This window comes from Pseudoalteromonas sp. S1650, assembly GCF_005887195.1.
In the GTDB taxonomy this organism is placed as follows: Bacteria; Pseudomonadota; Gammaproteobacteria; order Enterobacterales; family Alteromonadaceae; genus Pseudoalteromonas; species Pseudoalteromonas simplex.
Genome location: NZ_PNDF01000007.1, coordinates 100,214 through 117,495, shown reverse-complemented (window position 1 = coordinate 117,495; position 17,282 = coordinate 100,214). Strand labels below are relative to the sequence as shown.

The 17,282-nt window shown below is 39.8% G+C and carries 15 protein-coding genes; 8 read left to right on the top strand and 7 right to left on the bottom strand.

Going from position 1 to position 17,282, the window contains the following annotated elements; translation table 11 throughout:
* Positions 1-42: 42 nt before the first annotated feature.
* On the bottom strand, positions 43-504 hold the full coding sequence (ybaK, locus tag CWB80_RS00890; RefSeq protein WP_138599786.1) for a Cys-tRNA(Pro) deacylase: 462 nt from the start codon (positions 502-504) through the stop codon (positions 43-45).
* A 457-nt stretch (positions 505-961) separates the two neighbouring features.
* Between ybaK and CWB80_RS00885 the strand changes: the two genes are divergently transcribed.
* A complete protein-coding gene (locus CWB80_RS00885; protein WP_138599787.1) occupies positions 962-1,306 on the top strand; it encodes a DUF3302 domain-containing protein in 345 nt (114 codons plus the stop codon).
* A gap of 3 nt (positions 1,307-1,309) precedes the next feature.
* Entirely contained in the window at positions 1,310-2,440 is a 1,131-nt protein-coding gene (locus CWB80_RS00880) for an HlyD family secretion protein (protein ID WP_138599788.1), read from the top strand.
* A gap of 62 nt (positions 2,441-2,502) precedes the next feature.
* Here CWB80_RS00880 and dnaJ read toward each other — a convergent pair whose 3' ends face one another.
* Together dnaJ and dnaK are read right to left on the bottom strand one after the other, a co-directional pair.
* Positions 2,503-3,642, bottom strand: a complete 1,140-nt coding sequence (gene dnaJ / locus CWB80_RS00875; protein WP_138599789.1) for a molecular chaperone DnaJ — start codon at positions 3,640-3,642, stop codon at positions 2,503-2,505.
* A 183-nt stretch (positions 3,643-3,825) separates the two neighbouring features.
* The gene (dnaK, locus tag CWB80_RS00870; RefSeq protein WP_138599790.1) at positions 3,826-5,748 is read right to left on the bottom strand and encodes a molecular chaperone DnaK; all 1,923 of its coding nucleotides are present in this window, start codon (positions 5,746-5,748) and stop codon (positions 3,826-3,828) included.
* Between the two features lie 239 nt (positions 5,749-5,987).
* Here dnaK and CWB80_RS00865 point away from each other — a divergent pair, with 239 nt between their 5' ends.
* Positions 5,988-6,788, top strand: a complete 801-nt coding sequence (locus CWB80_RS00865) for a thioesterase family protein (RefSeq protein ID WP_138599791.1) — start codon at positions 5,988-5,990, stop codon at positions 6,786-6,788.
* Here the strand turns inward: CWB80_RS00865 and CWB80_RS00860 are convergent.
* Positions 6,777-7,553, bottom strand: a complete 777-nt coding sequence (locus CWB80_RS00860; protein WP_249362482.1) for a substrate-binding periplasmic protein — start codon at positions 7,551-7,553, stop codon at positions 6,777-6,779. The genes CWB80_RS00865 and CWB80_RS00860 overlap by 12 nt on opposite strands.
* 140 nt (positions 7,554-7,693) lie before the next feature.
* Between CWB80_RS00860 and CWB80_RS00855 the strand changes: the two genes are divergently transcribed.
* From CWB80_RS00855 to CWB80_RS00845, 3 genes are read left to right on the top strand one after another with little or no spacing between them, the layout of a single operon-like run.
* Complete coding sequence (locus CWB80_RS00855) at positions 7,694-8,932, top strand: PqiA/YebS family transporter subunit (protein ID WP_138599792.1); 1,239 nt, start codon at positions 7,694-7,696, stop codon at positions 8,930-8,932.
* On the top strand, positions 8,929-10,584 hold the full coding sequence (gene pqiB, locus CWB80_RS00850; RefSeq protein ID WP_138599793.1) for an intermembrane transport protein PqiB: 1,656 nt from the start codon (positions 8,929-8,931) through the stop codon (positions 10,582-10,584). Before CWB80_RS00855 ends, pqiB begins: the two co-directional genes overlap by 4 nt.
* Positions 10,584-11,195 carry a PqiC family protein gene (locus CWB80_RS00845; protein ID WP_138599794.1) on the top strand — a complete coding sequence of 204 codons (612 nt, stop codon included), beginning with the start codon at positions 10,584-10,586 and terminating at the stop codon, positions 11,193-11,195. Before pqiB ends, CWB80_RS00845 begins: the two co-directional genes overlap by 1 nt.
* Here the strand turns inward: CWB80_RS00845 and CWB80_RS00840 are convergent.
* Both CWB80_RS00840 and CWB80_RS00835 read right to left on the bottom strand, forming a co-directional pair.
* Positions 11,178-11,669: a GNAT family N-acetyltransferase gene (locus tag CWB80_RS00840; RefSeq protein WP_138599795.1), complete on the bottom strand. Its 492-nt coding sequence runs from the start codon at positions 11,667-11,669 to the stop codon at positions 11,178-11,180. The genes CWB80_RS00845 and CWB80_RS00840 overlap by 18 nt on opposite strands.
* Positions 11,670-11,672: 3 nt before the next feature.
* Positions 11,673-12,077: an NUDIX hydrolase gene (locus CWB80_RS00835; protein WP_138599796.1), complete on the bottom strand. Its 405-nt coding sequence runs from the start codon at positions 12,075-12,077 to the stop codon at positions 11,673-11,675.
* A gap of 284 nt (positions 12,078-12,361) precedes the next feature.
* On the opposite strand from CWB80_RS00835, the gene CWB80_RS00830 reads away from it, so the two are divergent.
* Positions 12,362-13,744, top strand: coding sequence for a Na+/H+ antiporter NhaC family protein (locus CWB80_RS00830; protein WP_138599797.1), 1,383 nt, complete (start codon positions 12,362-12,364; stop codon positions 13,742-13,744).
* 49 nt (positions 13,745-13,793) lie between these two features.
* Here the strand turns inward: CWB80_RS00830 and CWB80_RS00825 are convergent, their stop codons facing one another.
* Positions 13,794-16,679, bottom strand: coding sequence for an insulinase family protein (locus CWB80_RS00825; protein ID WP_138599798.1), 2,886 nt, complete (start codon positions 16,677-16,679; stop codon positions 13,794-13,796).
* A gap of 166 nt (positions 16,680-16,845) precedes the next feature.
* Here CWB80_RS00825 and CWB80_RS00820 point away from each other — a divergent pair, with 166 nt between their 5' ends.
* Positions 16,846-17,259 (top strand): MAPEG family protein, encoded by a 414-nt coding sequence (locus tag CWB80_RS00820; protein WP_138599799.1) that lies wholly within the window; start codon positions 16,846-16,848, stop codon positions 17,257-17,259.
* Positions 17,260-17,282 lie beyond the last annotated feature (23 nt).

The following is a 17,282-nucleotide window of genomic DNA, read 5'->3' as shown; positions in this document are numbered from 1 at the left end:
AATAAGTAATTTCCGAAATTAGGAAAAAACACCGTTATATGATTAAAAATCAGCCAACTTAGCACCTAACAAAGCACATAAATCGTTAGGATCTATAGAAATCTCTAATCCACGTTTACCCGCGGAAACATATACTTTTTCATAATTAGATACTGATTGATGAACAAACGTCATTAATCGCTTTTTCTGACCTAGCGGACTCACCCCACCTAAAATATAACCTGTCGTGTTTTCGACTTTTTGTTGTGGAGCCATCTGCACTTTTTTAACCTTTGCCGCCTTTGCTAGCATTTTCAAGTTAACTTGCTGGCTCACTGGCACAATAGCAACCAAAAGCTGATGCTCAGTATCTTCAAGTACTAAAGTTTTAAATACTTGCTCAGCAGGGAGTTTTAGCTTCTCAACCGCTTCAAGACCAAACTGTTGCTTTGAAGGATCATGTTGATAGCTGAGCACATCAAAATTAATACCTTTCTTTTGTAATAAATTAATAGCCGGTGTCATTACTTCTTCCAAATACTGAATGCTGAACGATAAAAAACATAACGTGAACGGTAGTCTAAAAGCAATTAATCAAAGCCTACAATAGTACTAATTTAAGTAAAATGAACTACACTTAAGTGATAGACACTACGCAAGGTAATGAACATGTCTAGAGCTAATAGCCTATATCTGGTTAAGCAGTTACTTATCATACTCACCCTGTTGTATACGATTAATTTTATCTGCAACGAATACTTAGCGTGGAACTCCTTTATTGATTGCCAAAATAAATGTCAAACACTTGGTCTAAATAAAGGGAAGATTCAAAAAACGGTATTCTCTGATGATGTAACATTGTGCAGATGTCTTGATGATTCTGCCTATTATGTTGTATTAGATTAAATCTGAAAATGCCGATTAGGAATAGGGTCAATTTAACGTATTATAAATTAGGTATTAATTTAACAAAGGAAGATAGATGTTTTTAGACTACTTTGCACTGGTCATGCTAGTGTTTGTAACGGTAGTAATATTTTATGGTGTTATTGCCATTCACGATATTCCCTACGAAATTGCCAAAAAACGTAATCACCCTCACCAAGATGCCATCCATTATGCAGGCTGGGTTAGCCTGTTTACCCTACATGTGCTGTGGCCATTTTTATGGGTTTGGGCGACATTATGGCGTGATGACCGCGGCTGGGGGTTTAACCAAATTCAAAAGGAACAAGAAGACTTAGCAGAAAAAGTAGCTAGCCTGACAGCCACGGTTGCAGCACTACAAGCACAAATAAATTCTCAATCGAATAATAAAGAGAAATAGACTATGGATTTGTTATTAATACTCACTTATACCGCATTGTGCATTGGTATCTTTAAAGTGTTTAAAATCCCACTTAATAAATGGACAGTACCCACCGCGGTACTCGGTGGTGTGGTACTGATAGGCGCTTTAATCCTATTAATGAACTACAATCATCCACATTCAAATATGGCCAGCAGTGCCTATGTCACAACACCCATTGTGCCAAATGTACGTGGTACCGTTGAAGTGGTTGCAGTAAAGCCAAATCAGCCAGTTAAAAAAGGTGACTTATTGTTTCGCATAGACGATACCTTATATCGAGCCAAACTAAATCAAGCGATTGCCGCTTTGCAGGATGCAAAACAGTCAGTGCTCGGTTTAGAAGCGAGCTATAAATCAGCACAAGCCAGTGCCCTAATGGCTAAAGCTGAATATGATCGTAGCAAGAAAGAATACGAACGTTATGAAAAAGGCGCAAAAAGCGGTGCTTACTCAAAAGGCCAAGTTGATAATAAATTAGGGGTCTATTTAGCAGCAAAGGCAAGCTACGAAGCAGCACAAGCCGAAGAGTTACGCCAGAAACTAGCATTTGAGTCAGAAATTAACGGCGAACAAACTAAAATTGCCGCTGCTCGCGCTAATTTAGAGCAAGCTCAGTTTAACTTAGACAGCACAAGCGTTTATGCACCTACTGATGGCTATGTAACACAACTAACATTACGCCCTGGGATGATTGCAGTACCAATGCCATTACGCCCAGTAATGACCTTTGTGCACAAAGAAGATGCCGTTTACGTCGCTGCATTTAGACAAAATTCACTATTAAGACTCGAGTCTGGCTACAAAGCAGATTTTATTTTTAAAGCTATTCCGGGCAAAACCTTTGCAGGCGAAGTAATCGATGTATTACCTGCGATTGGTGAAGGGCAAGTGCAAGCACAAGGCACACTGATGGGCACTGAGTTTTTTGCTCGTCAAGGGCGCGCAATTGTCACCTTAAAAATCACCGATGACATGAGTGAATATCACCTGCCACAAGGAACAAGCACAGAAGTTGCAGTTTATTCAGAACACTTCGAACACGTATCAGTGATGCGTAAAGTATTGATCAGAATGAAAAGTTGGCAAAACTACCTATTCTTAGATCATTAAGGCATAAAAAAGGCGCTTATCAGCGCCTTTTTATTCTCGAACTCAAGTTACTTAACTAGAAGTTACTTAGTTAGGTCATCGAAGAATTTCTTCACACCATCAAAGAAACCTTTTTCTTTTGGACGGTTTTTAGAGCCATCTTTACCCATGCTTTGCTCAAGCTCTTCAAGCAATTCACGTTGACGGTCATTTAGATTCACTGGCGTTTCAATAACCACTTTACAGATCAAGTCACCTTGAGCGCCACTACGTACAGACTTAACACCTTTACCACGCATACGGAACATCTTGCCCGTTTGGCTTTCTGATGGGATCTTCAGTTTTGCACGACCATCCAGTGTCGGCACTTCAATTTCGCCACCCAGTGCTGCTGTCGTAAAGCTAATTGGAACTTCACAATACAGATTATTACCATCACGTTGGAAAATCGGGTGTTCACGAACAGAAACCTGAACGTATAAATCACCTGCTGGTGCACCATGCATGCCCGCTTCACCTTCGCCTGATAGACGAATACGGTCACCTGTATCAACACCCGCTGGGATCTTCACTGATAAGGTCTTAGTTTTTTCTACGCGACCTTGACCATGACAGCTGTCACATGGATCAGAAATAATTTGACCTGTGCCCTGACACGTAGGACAAGTTTGCTGAACCGCGAAGAAACCTTGGCGCATTTGTACTTGACCAGCACCATGACAGGTAGTACATGTTTTTGGTTTTGAACCCGCTTTTGCACCGCTACCATCACATGGCTTACAGCTAACCCAGGTTGGTACTTTAATTTCTACATCTTTACCACGAACGGCCTCTTCAAGGCTTAAATCCATGTTGTAACGTAAGTCCGAACCACGTTGTTGACGCGATTGACGACGACCACCGCCACCACCAAAGATATCTCCAAACACATCACCGAAAATATCACCAAAATCACCATGACCGCCGCCGAAGCCACCGCCATGACCGCCACCACCTTGTTCAAAGGCTGCGTGACCATATTGATCATACATCTGACGTTTTTGGTCATCAGTGAGTACTTCGTAGGCTTCTTTTACTTCCTTGAATTTAGACTCAAGTTCTTTATCGCCTGCGGTACGGTCTGGATGATATTTCATCGCTAAGCGCTTATACGCTTTTTTTATGTCTCGTTCGCTGGCATCTTTGCTCACGCCGAGAACTTCATAATAATCGCTTTTTGACATATCTATCACACTACTCTTTTTACTGCAGTTACACTGCGTAAGGTAAGTCAAACGACTTTACCGTTTATATACATGCAAAAGGCGCGTCAAGCGAAATCGCTGGCGCGCCTCAATCATTTCATCCTAACTTAATTGGCTAAACAAAGCAGCCATTAATGCGTTAGGCAGAAGCGAAACAAGCAATTACTTGTCGTCTTTCACTTCTTCGAACTCTGCATCAACAACATCGTCGTCTTGTTTTGCAGAAGATTGTTGTGCACCTGCATCCGCACCACCTTGTTGTTGCTGTGCTTTAGCTTGTGCAATTTCCATTAGCTTTTGTGACTTCTCAGCAAGAGCTTGAGTTTTCGCTTCAATCTCTTCTTTGTTATCACCTTTAATCGCCGCTTCTAGCTCAGTAAGCGCAGCTTCGATTGCTTCTTTATCTTCTGCAGGTAATGCATCACCCGCTTCTTCGATTTGCTTGCGTGTACCGTGAACCATTGCATCAGCTTGGTTACGAGTTGCTACTAGCTCTTCGAATTTCTTATCTTCTTCAGCGTGCGCTTCAGCATCACGAACCATTTTTTCTACTTCATCGTCGCTTAGACCTGAAGAAGCTTGGATTGTGATCTTCTGCTCTTTACCTGTATCTTTATCTTTAGCAGATACATGTAAGATACCGTCCGCATCTACGTCGAATGTTACTTCGATTTGTGGCGTACCACGTTGTGCTGGGCGAATACCTTCTAGGTTAAATTGACCTAGTGATTTGTTATCGCTTGCACGCTTACGCTCACCTTGTAATACGTGAATCGTTACCGCTGATTGGTTGTCTTCAGCTGTTGAGAAAACTTGTGATTTCTTAGTAGGAATCGTCGTATTTTTCTCGATTAGCGCAGTCATTACTTGACCCATAGTCTCGATACCTAGTGATAACGGAGATACGTCAAGTAGAAGTACGTCTTTAACGTCACCAGCTAATACACCACCTTGAATCGCTGCACCTACTGCAACTGCTTCATCAGGGTTAACATCTTTACGTGGCTCTTTACCAAAGAACTCTGCAACTGTTTTTTGAACTAGAGGCATACGTGTTTGACCACCAACAAGGATGATGTCATTTACGTCGCTTACTGATAAATCAGCATCAGCTAGTGCACGCTTAAGTGGCTCAATTGACTTAGTTACTAAGTCTTCAACAAGTGACTCAAGTTTTGCACGAGTAACTTTCACGTTCATGTGCTTAGGACCTGTTGCGTCAGCAGTCACGTACGGTAAGTTAACTTCTGTTTGTTGTGCAGAAGAAAGTTCAATTTTCGCTTTTTCAGCAGCTTCTTTAACACGCTGCATTGCAAGCGGGTCATTTTTAAGGTCGATACCTTGATCTTTCTTAAACTCTTCAACTAAGTAGTTGATAACACGGTTATCGAAATCTTCACCACCTAAGTGAGTGTCACCGTTAGTTGCTAACACTTCAAACGTGTGCTCGCCTTCAACTTCGTCGATTTCGATAATAGAGATATCGAAAGTACCACCACCTAAGTCGTATACTGCAACAACGTTTTCACCTTTATTTTTGTCCATGCCGTATGCAAGTGCAGCGGCAGTTGGCTCATTGATGATACGTTTAACTTCAAGACCAGCAATACGACCAGCATCTTTAGTCGCTTGACGTTGTGAGTCATTGAAGTATGCAGGTACTGTAATTACTGCTTCAGTAACCGCTTCACCTAGGAAGTCTTCTGCTGTTTTCTTCATTTTTTTCAGCACTTCTGCTGAAATTTGTGGTGCAGCACGTTTCTCGCCACGCGCTTCAACCCATGCATCACCGTTATCAGCTTTTACAATTTTAAAAGGCATGATACCGATATCACGTTGTACTTCTTCGTCTTCAAAACGACGACCAATTAAACGCTTGATTGCAAATAATGTGTTAGTTGGGTTAGTTACTGCTTGGCGTTTTGCAGGTTGACCAACTAATGTTTCACCGTCTTGCGTGTATGCAATGATCGATGGTGTTGTGCGATCGCCTTCCGCGTTTTCGATAACGCGTGCTTTATCACCGTCTAGTACTGCTACACAAGAGTTAGTAGTACCTAAATCGATTCCAATAATTCTACCCATGAATCTTCTCCAACTTCAAAATTCGTTAATACGTTCGATGACTAGTAAATAGGGATGCAGGAAACTGAATTCAACTATAAAAATGAAAAATTTTACTTTTTTTTGAAATTTTTTTTGAAATGCATGTTTTTTCCTCAAAAAGCACTGTATTTGTACGCCTATTGCGGAATAAACAAACTGGTCTGATGACTTTGGCTGTGCTATAACCTAAACCATAACAATAAACGTTAAGGAAAATTATGCATTTTGATCAATTACTCGCCATGGCAGCTGAACTTGGTAAAGACAAAACAAAAGTAATGCAGTTTCCAGAAAACTGGTGCCAAGGTCGCACAGCGTTTGGTGGATTATCTGCAGCTTTATTATATCAAGCTATACGGCAGCATATCGATAGCTCTCGCCGTTTATTATCTTTAAGTACTAACTTTGTTGGCCCGTTAATCGCTGACAATGATTTTTCAATCGACGTTGAAGTCTTACGTGAAGGAAAAAACAGTGCGCAGGTACTGGCAAAAGTGATTCAAAATGGCGATGTTTGTGTTATTACACAAGCCTGTTTTGGGGCTGAGCGTCAATCAAGTGTACGAGTAGATGTCACTAAAACCATGCAGCTAAAACCCGTTGATGAACGTTTTACCCTACCTTATAAAGAAGGCGTGATGCCGGCATTTTTCCAGCACGTTGCACTGTGTTTGCAAGACGGCAATATGCCTTTCTCTGGAGCAGACACCTCACATTTAGGTGGTTGGATGAAATTCAAACATGTACCAGAGCAAATGAGTGAAGCGCATATCATTGCTTTAACAGATGCATGGCCACCGACTCTATTACAAATGTACAAGAAACCTGCACCAGCAAGTAGTATGTCATGGTACATAGAATTTGTAGAAGAACCTGCAATTGCCCATGATGCTTGGATTGGCTACGAGGCTGTTACCCATCATAGTAAAGATGGCTATGGTCTTGAAGATGGCTGTATTTGGAGTGAAGACGGTAAGCTAATTGCATTGAGCCGCCAAACTGTTGCGTTATTCGCGTAACTCTGGCTCTGAAAGCTGCGCGTACTCAGTACCATCAAGGTGAATAATTGCTTGGTATTCGCCTGATTCTATGATCTCACCAAGACCCAAATTAAACGTGTTTTTTAACGTTTTACTGTAAAAAAACGCAGGTCTTGGTGCTTCTTTAAAGATTGCATGCACAATAAAAGGTTTTACCTCAGCGCCTTGTTTATATTTTTCTAAATAATATAAAAACACCCGGCGCTCTAGAATAATAACATCAACCCAGCCCTTCATAAGGTGATCAACTTGCGCTTTTTGGTTAACCACTTCTTCGTAAGAGCGTAAAATATTGGTAACCGATTTAAAAGGTGCTTCAATAAAATTAGTTGCGTTTTGGAAGGCAAGTACACTTTTACCTGCTAAATCATAGATAGTGCTAATTTTTAAATCTCTATTAGCAAGGCTGACCGCGACATTTTGATAGCGCAGTAGTTCATCACTTTTATAAACATGTGGAGTGAGAACTGGAGGAAAGTTTAATGCAATATCAACCTCTCCCTGCATAAGCTGTTGCTCTGCACGTTTATTAGACATGTAATGAATATGAATATTAGAGATGCCTTGTGACTTAAAAGCTGCTTTTAAAATTTCAAGTTGAATACCGCTATTGGTATCTTCGATAACATAAGGAGGTAAAGAGGCGCTTGCAGCAACAACAATAGGTTGTTGTATATTTGGCTCAGATAAACACTCACCTTTAACACTAATAAACAACATTAAAAGGGTAAATAATTGCTTCACTAATCACCATAATGAATTAAATGTATTAAAAAGCGTAATCGCTTTGTACAAATATTAGCTTATATTAAACAATGCTGCATTTGTATTTATGCAGTATTTGGTGCAAACTTAACTAAGTTCTTGTTTATGAGACCCTAAGTTTGCAAACAGCCTGCCCTAGTTGTGATCTGGTCGTTGAGATCCCACATTTAAATGCAAAACAAGTAGCGCTTTGCCCACATTGCAATACTAAGTTATCAACATCACAAGCCTGCCAAGACAGTACAGTGGTCGCATTGAGCTTAAGCGCAATAGTCATGCTTTTAAGCAGTATGTTTTATCCTTTTTTATCTTTCACGAGTAGCGGTATTACACAAACCATTACGCTTCCTGATGCTGCGCGTATTTTATTCAATTACGATAACGATTTTTTGGGTCTATTTATTGACATAAGCATCATAGGCTTACCTATGTTGTTATTACTATTGATTATTCCGCTACATTTAGGTGTATTAAAAGTACTACCTTATTTGTGGGGCAAAAGATTGTTAAAAACCACCTTTGCTTTAGAGCCTTGGATCATGTCCGAGATTTTCTTAATCGGGGTGATGGTCAGCATGGTCAAAATAATGTCAATGGCAGACATTGAATTTGGTGTAAGCTTTTGGTCCTATGTGGCATTTGTGGTTCTATATGTAGCAACCATGGCGAAGTTAAATAAACACTATCTTTGGAAGCAATTAAGAGAGCCCGCATATATAGATCAAACAATTGCAAACACACGAGCTATCGATCAAGGACTGCGTGCTTGTCATGTTTGTGGCCAATTATGTAATACTGAAATTTGCTCGCGATGTGACACAAAAACCTTTACCCGCAATCCTTATAGTGTACAAAAAGCGTTTGCTTGGTTGATCACATCTGTCGCTTGCTACATCCCAGCCAACATCTACCCAATTATGTATACCACCAGCCTAGGTGATGAAATGCCTTCTACGATTATTGGTGGTGTGATGATTTTGTGGAATAGTGGTTCTTATCCAATAGCCATGATCATATTTTTGGCCAGTGTAGTTGTTCCCCTTGCCAAAGCGCTAATCTTAAGTTTTTTATGCTATATGGTGATGAAGCCTGCAAATAGACAAACAAAAGGCTATACACGTATCTACCAATTAACTGAATTTATAGGTAAATGGTCAATGATTGATGTATTTGTTGTCGCGATTCTAGTAGCCTTAGTACAACTAGGAAATTTAATGTCTGTGACACCAGGCATCGGCACAATATTTTTTACCACTATGGTAATTTGCCAAATGTTGGCAGCCCATGCATTTGATCCACGCTTACTGTGGGACAGCCCTGCTAATTTAAAGAAAGTAAAACAAGAGACTCTGGCATGAGCGAAAACGCTAAAATAAAATCAGCGCCAAATATTTCGGCTATTTGGATAATTCCGTTAATAGCCCTACTAATAGGCGCATGGATGTTATACCAGTATCAGGCAAATAAAGGCACCACTATCTTTATAAAAATGCCTCATGCGGAAGGTATCGTTGCTGGCAAAACTGAAATAAAAGTACGTAGTGTAAAAATCGGCCAAATTAATCATGTACGTCTGTCAGATCAGCAAAATAGTGTAATTGCAAGAGCTCAAATCGATAAACACTATGATGACCTATTAACTGACGATGCAAAAATTTGGGTCGTTAAACCACGAATTGATGATACAGGTATTACTGGAATGAGCACTCTGCTCTCAGGCGTATACTTAGAATTTGCACCGGGTGAAAGCAAGAAGCTAACGGATAAGTTTGAACTTCAGGATGAACCCGCATTAATTGGCAATGATGTTAAAGGTGGTCGTTTCACACTGCTTAGCTATAACGCTGAAGTACTTGATGTAAGTACGGGTATTTATTTCAAAGATTACAAAATTGGCCAAATAGAAACTGCAACCTTTGACTGGAAAAATCAGGCCATGAAATATGGCATTTTCATTAATGAGCCTTATCAAAATTTAATTACCTTAAATTCTATATTTTGGGTGAACTCAGGTATCGAAATAGACCTATCAGCTGATGGAATTAATGTAAATACAGGTTCATTAAGTAAGTTACTCAAAGGTGGAATTTCTGTAGGTATACCTGAGCAGCAATCTCCTGGTGAAGTCGCAACTAATGGACACAGTTTTTCATTAAGTAATAGTTATAAAGCCGCGTTAGAAGAGCGCTTTTATGACTTTGATTATTACTTAATCGATTTTGAGCAATCAATTCGTGGGTTAAGAGCTGGGGCACCTGTTGAATACCGTGGTATGCGTATTGGTAGTGTGGTTGAAGCACCAGCAAGTGTCATGATCGACGGCAAGCCTGCACACTTTAGAACTGACAATACCGCAGTACCTGCCCTTATTAAAATTGAATATGGTCGTCTTTACCACGACAGTACAGCTGCACGCGAGTTTTGGCATTCAAGCTTAGATAGCTGGATTAAAAATGGCCTTAGAGCCTCTTTAAAGCCAGGTAACTTACTTACCGGCGCTGTATACGTTGACTTAGACATTTATGATAACGCGGAACCTGCCGAATTAAAGACTATAGCAGATTATACCGTATTCCCAAGTGTATCGAGTGGTATTACGGTCATAGCTGACCAAGTATCCGATGTGTTAAATAAAGTGAACAACCTTAAGATAGAAGACAGCTTGGCACAAATGCAAACTACGTTTTCTGAGTACCAAGAACTTGCTCATGACATGCGAGAATTGATCAATAAACAAGATACCCAAGATTTACCCGGTGATATAAATCGCAACTTTGCAGAAATGACTAAAAGCATGCAACAGTTCGATAAAACCATGAAACAATTTGAAAAAACCATGGCAAGTTACGAACAAGGTTCGTCTTTCCATCAGCAGTTACAAACTACCTTGTCCGAATTTAAACGTTTAAGTGAAGAGCTACAACCACTTACACGTGGCTTGAACCAGCAGCCTAATATGCTGATATTTGATAAAGAACTACCCGCAGATCCAACGCCGAGGAAACAATAATGAACTATAAACGCTGTGTTTCAATCGCAGCAGTACTGTTACTTTCGGCCTGCAGTCAGACGTCATTCTCAACTATTGAGTATTATCAATTCTCGCAGCCAATCGTGAATATGCAGCGGTTAGCTGAAAATACGCAAGCTCAGCTAAGGATCAACACAGTACAATTACGTGGTGCGCTTAATAATCGCGGTATTGCTATGGTACTCGACAACAACCGAGTCAATGCTGCTAACTACCATTTATGGAGTGAATCACCGGATTTAATGTTAACCGCCAGTGCCCATCAACAGCTTTACACTGACCTTGATAATTGGATGGTAATAAAAGGTTTACCGGTGATCACCGATTTAGATCAACAAAGCTATTATGAATTAGAATATGAGCTACATCACTTTAATGGCGATGAGCAAGGCAATGCCAACATTGCAGGGCTTTGGCGTTTGTACTATACAAACCCTGAGTCGGGCCGAAAGTTAAAAGCGGTTAATTACTTCAATGAGCTCACACCATTACAAGCAAGTGATTACGAAGGGCTTGTCGCGACACTTGAGTCAACATGGTTAAAGGTAAACAAACAAGTTGCAAACGAAGTATCAAAGCTTACTCTTTAAAAAGAGTTTTAGAGGCTGATTGTCATCGTTAATGATGACATCGCCTATGAACTCAAAGCCAAGTTTCTGTAACACCTTTTGTGAGCCAATATTTGTTGGTGAGGTTATTGCTGCAAGTACACCAAGCTCTAATACGTGTTTTTTGGCCATCAATAACCTAGCAGCAGATGTAATAATACCCTTGCCTTCATATTTAGCTAACAAGGCAAATCCTAAATCGGGGATAGCTAACGCATCGCGCTGAAAGAGCCCCACCATTCCAACCGGTGTATCATCAGCTAAACAAACAATATAACTGCCAAAGCCAAATTGCTGGTGGCTATTTATAAACGTTTGTTGAATATAATGCTCTGCTTGTGCGGGCGTATTAATGTTTTTATTACCTATGTGCTCTAAAAATGTTGCTTGGTTTAAAAGCTCAACGATAAACGCGGCATCATCAGGCTGCCCAGCGCGCAAATATATATCTAACATTTATTAAAACACCTTACTCACGACATCATTGGTAAAATTAAGGCAATCAAGAACACGCTCTTTTTGTACTTTAGATAACTCGTCAATATCGAAATAGCCATACTCTGTGTGCTCATTACTCAACATTATCTCAGCGTCCTCAGCTATATGAGCACGAAAAATAAACGCATGAGAGTTAAACGCTGTGTGATAATAAACGCCACTTAAATAAGCGATATCTACATCACAATTAAGTTCTTCTTGGCATTCGCGAAGTAACGCTTGATGAATGGTTTCACCTTTATCTAAAGCGCCGCCAGGTAGCCCCCAACTTTTTTGACCGTAATCAGCTTTTAGTAATAACACCTGACCTTGGTTGTTGGTGATAACCGCATGGCTACTGAGTCTGTAAGTATCTGAAAATGCCATAATCCCTTTGCTCAATTAATAAAAAGTGACGTTATAGATGAGTGTAAAATAATTATCATCGCAATTAAAATTGTTATTGACTAAATTAATATTCAGGATTATTTTTCTTGCGATGTTTTGGGCAAAACAAAAGCAGTATACCCTCTATACTGTCTGGCGCCAGCCAACGCAGGCACTTTCCCTAAAGGGTCCATAAAAGTGTGTTCGCGTAAAGCAGTTAATTGAGTCAATAGACTTTTGATTTCTCTAAGCAATCTCGATTGCTTAACTGTGTGAAAATTATAATGCAAGAACCTTCTGCGTTAAGTTTACTGCCGCCAGTATTGGTGGTGGTTTTGGCCGTATTTTTACGCCGCCCTATTTTATCTTTACTGATTGGTGCTTTATTTGGTTTAGCCATGCTAGGTCCGACCGCTGTGTTAGCCAATTTTGCTGATATTTCATTAAAAGTAATGCAAGACGAAACCATTGCCTGGCTAATTCTAGTCTGTGGTGGATTTGGTGCATTAATCGCTTTATTAGTGAGAACCGGGGGTGCAAGTGCATTCGCCGAATTAGCGTTAAAATTTGCCAAAGGCCAGCGTTCATCGTTAGTAATGACCTTTGTGCTAGGTGTAATTATTTTTATCGATGATTACCTAAATGCATTAACCGTCGGTGAAACTATGAAGCGTATCACCGATAAGTTTAAAATTAGCCGCGAAATGCTCGCTTATGTTGTTGACTCAACGGCTGCGCCTATTTGTGTGCTTGTACCACTCTCTACATGGGCCGTTTTTTTTGGTGGCTTGTTAGTTGATAATAATGTTGCACCAGAAGGTCAAGGTATTGCTGTATATATCCAAGCAATACCTTACATGTTATATGCTTGGTTTGCAGTCATTGTGGTATTACTAGTTAGCTTAAATGTCATTCCTGCTTTTGGTCCGATGAAAAAAGCACAACTACGTGCCATGAATAATCAAATCGAAATATCAAATAGCCAGTACACAGATGTTCAAACAGCGGATGAATACGCAGTAAAAGCAGCAGAAGAAAACTTTGAAACAGCCGCTTCAAACGGCAAACTCTATAACTTTTTAGTACCTATAGTTTTACTTGTTACGTTTACTGTTTACTTTGACATTGACGTCTATAAAGGGCTGCTGGCAACCTTTACCGTTGTTTTGCCTTTTTATATGTTACAAAAGTTGATGACATTGTCAGAACTCGTTGAGCGTATGCTCGATGGTTTTAAAAGCATGATACCCGCTATAGGAACTGTGGTTGCAGCATTTATATTTAAAGATGTGTGTGACCAATTAATGCTACCGCAATATGTCATAAATACCTTGAGCCCTTATATGACAGCACAGTACTTACCAGCCGTGGTGTTTTTAGCAATGGCAGTCCTTGCTTTTGCAACGGGTTCAAGCTGGGGGATTTTCGCAGTAACTATTCCTATTGTAATGCCACTGGCTTACGCAATTGATGCCAATATTCCTTTAGTGATTGGTGCTTTGTTATCGGCGTCGTCATTTGGTAGTCAAGCGTGCTTCTATTCAGATTCCACCGTACTTGCTGCACAAGGCTCAGGGTGTGATTTAGTCAGCCATGCTATCACGCAACTGCCTTATACCTTACTTGCTGCAACGGCTGCATTTATAGGATTTTTGCTTATCGCATAAATCAAAAAGCCCAAGCAATAGCTTGGGCTTTTGTTTATCAACTATTAAATTAGTTTTGGAATTTAATGCCTTTGTAAAAACTTTCTAAGTTTTCAACTTTTGTTTGGCTTTTCAGATCTGCAAATGGCTTGTCTGCAAACTTACTACCACGCATTTGAATGTTTAAACGCGCAGCTTCACTATTGAGCATCGTTTTCTTGTAATAATCTTTCAGATCAGCCAAGGTTACTTTTTCAACTTCAGCGATAAGCTTTTCTTTAGAGTCAAACTTAAAGTTCTCACGATACCAGTCTGTAATAAGTGGCGACATTTCATCACTTAAATTCTTAGGTTGCTCTTTTAAAGACACAAGCGTTGCATTTTTAAGTTGTGCAAACGTTTCTTCTGTCATGTTATCAAGCTCAACTGCGTATTGCTTTTTAAACTCATCAAAGCGCGCCTGCATCTCTTTAGGACCTTTAACCGGTGTTTGAATGTAAAGACCTAATGCAGAATAATCTTCGATTGGACGCGCTAACGCACCAACCGCATAAGCAAGTTGCTCTTCAGTACGTAACTTATCAAACGCTACGGTTCTAAAGTGGCTTTGTAAAATTTGTGCCTGTGCTTGTTGTTTATAGCCAGGGGTTGGGTGAACAACCATGTCAATGATTGCTACATCAGCTACATCAATATCTTTTTGTAAAACGATACGCTCACCAGGCTGAGGCAACCAGGCTTTACTTCTAGCAAACTCGGTCGCTTTATGACCTTTTGGTAAAATAGCGGTTAGTTTACTCGCAATAGCGTCAACATCATTTTGGTTGTAGTTACCAAACGTGAATACGCGTAAGTCATTGGCAGCAAGTGTTGATTGCTTAATAGCCGTAAAATCAGCTAAGGTAAGCGCATCTGCCGCAGCAATCAAGGTTTCGGTATCAAATTTACCACTACGAGTAAGCTTAGAGTACTCACCGAATGCTTGATAGAACGGGAACTGTTTTTGCTGATTTAGTAAATCACGCTTAAAACGATCGATTGCTTGGGCAAAACCTTCTTCAGACACCTCTAAGGTAAGATTTTCAAGCGCCTGAGCTAAAAGGACATCTTGTTTATCAGTGAAACCACTAAGCGATAACACAAGGCCATTACTTGGCTGTAACCCTAAACTCATACCTGCAACAGCGGCTTCTGTGCTTAATTTACTTTGTTGTAAGTTATAAAGATCAGCCCAAATTGAGTAAAGAACCTGTGATTTTACATTCACAAGGGCATCTGGCGTATTAATATAAACTTCAACAAGACCTTTAGGCTGCTCAGCAAACTGCTGACTTGCTTGACGCCAAACTTTAACGCCTTGCTGATCAAATACGAGTTCAGGGTGCGCTTGTTGTTTAAACTCAGCTGTTTTAATTGCAAAGCTTTCAGGTAATAAGCGGTTTACTGTTGGTAATGCTAACGCGTATTCACTTGGTTTATTCCAGCTTGCAACTTCTGACTCGCTGATATCTTCAATACGATATTTACCATCGTAAAAATGCAGCTGTGAATCTGTCTCTTCTTGTTTTGAAATATACCAAATACGTAAAGTATCTTCGTTTAATTGCGAAAGGACATTTTGCACCGCATCTGCATCAAACTTGGCATAATAATAAGGTGCGTTAATTGCGTTGTTCACAGGGAACTTTTGCATGCTATCAGTTAAGTTACTTACATAACCAAACTCATCCCCTTTTTCTAGGAATTGAAACGAATTGTTTAACGATGTACGAATTTCATTAAAGTATTTGCTATCAACACCCTGCTCTTTGATAAGTGCAATATATTGCATAACCATAGCAACAATTTCTTCGCGGTTTTGCATGCCGGCATCAGTCAATTCAATATCAACTGTTAAGCTTCCGTAGTTCCCATATTGCGTTGGTGAAGCAGAAGACGATAAACCTGATACCCAACCTTTATCACGTAGTATTTGTGCTGGGCTGCCTTGCATTTCGTTACTTAAAAGGTAAGAAACAAAACGGTTTGGTTTAACTGCAAATTGTGAACTGTTATCAGCAATAGTGAATTCTAATTGCAGTTGTTTTACGTCTTCATTCGGTGCGTAATAAACACGTTTACCGCCAGCTTCAGAGAAATCTAACTTATCAGTCACCGTTGGCTTTTCGATATTTTTATTTTCAATATCAGCAAAGTACTGTTTTGCTTTTGCTTCCATCTCAGCAAGTGGACGATTAGAAATCATCGCCACTTTCATAATGTTCGATGAATAGTACTTGTTATAAAAAGCAACGGTTTCTTTATGAAGATTGCTGCCTTCTTTATCACCTAGTGTTTCTAGGTTACCAATCAAGAAGCGGTTAGCAGGATGTGAGCCCATCATTTGACGTGCCAGTTTGAATTGACCAAAAAAGTCCATCTCACGGCGCATTGACCATTCGGCATTTACGGCATTTTTTTCTTTGTCTGTGTACTCAGGGTAAAGCTTTGGTGATTTAAAGAAATCCGCAAAACGGTCAAGTGCTTCATCGTAGGCATCATTGTTCACTTTGAACATGTAGTTTGTGATATCTAACCAAGTGTAAGCGTTATGAGCACCGCCATTTTTAGTCATAAAATCACTGTAACCTTTGGTGTCTGGGTAACGGTCCGTACCAAGGAACAGCATATGCTCTAAATAGTGCGCCATACCTTGTTGCGACATAGGGTCGTGCAATAAACCAACACCAACACTCAATGCAGCAGCTGATTTTTCAGCACTTGGATCTGAAATTAAAATTACATCAATTTCGTTATCAAGTTTTAATGTTTTGTACTCACGGGTGTCGTTTGGGCTGATAACTAACGAGTCTGGAATAAGGTTAGTATTAGCAGCAGGAGGCGTTGTGGTAGAAGTAGAAGAACAACCTGCTAACACTGCAAAAGCGATTGCACTGAGTCCCATTATTTTTTTCATTATTTTGTATCCATTAGAAATTGAATAAATTTTTATTTATCATGTGTTTTCGAGCGCCGCAATTCAATGCTTTTCAGTTAAGTTACAGCAAAACTTTGTAACACATTGTGAAAATGCAGTACTTACGGTTAAGATTAATAGCAATAACTATAACAAAGGATGAGCTATGGAAAGGTGGCTAATTGTAGCAATGTTCACTCAGGTGTTACTGACATTTATTGTGATGTACATTATGGGTAAGCGCCGTTTTCGTGCGGCAAAGCAAAAAACCATTGAGATGAAAGACTTCTTATTAATGGAACTTGAAAAAGCTGGGGATAATGTTCGCGTAGCAGATCGTAACTTTATCAATCAATTCGAAATGCCTGTGCTGTTTTTTATTGCCTGTTTAACAGCTCTGCAAGTCAATGCTGTAGGTACTGTTTTTGTTGCCCTTGCTTGGGTTTATGTTGCATTAAGAATTATTCATAGCGTAATACACTTAACTTCAAACACCTTGAAGGCGCGCTATTATAGTTTCGTTGTCAGTAGCTTTATAATGCTAATAATGTGGGTGCTGATTTTAGTTAGAATCTTTTAATAATCATCAATACAAAGAAATAA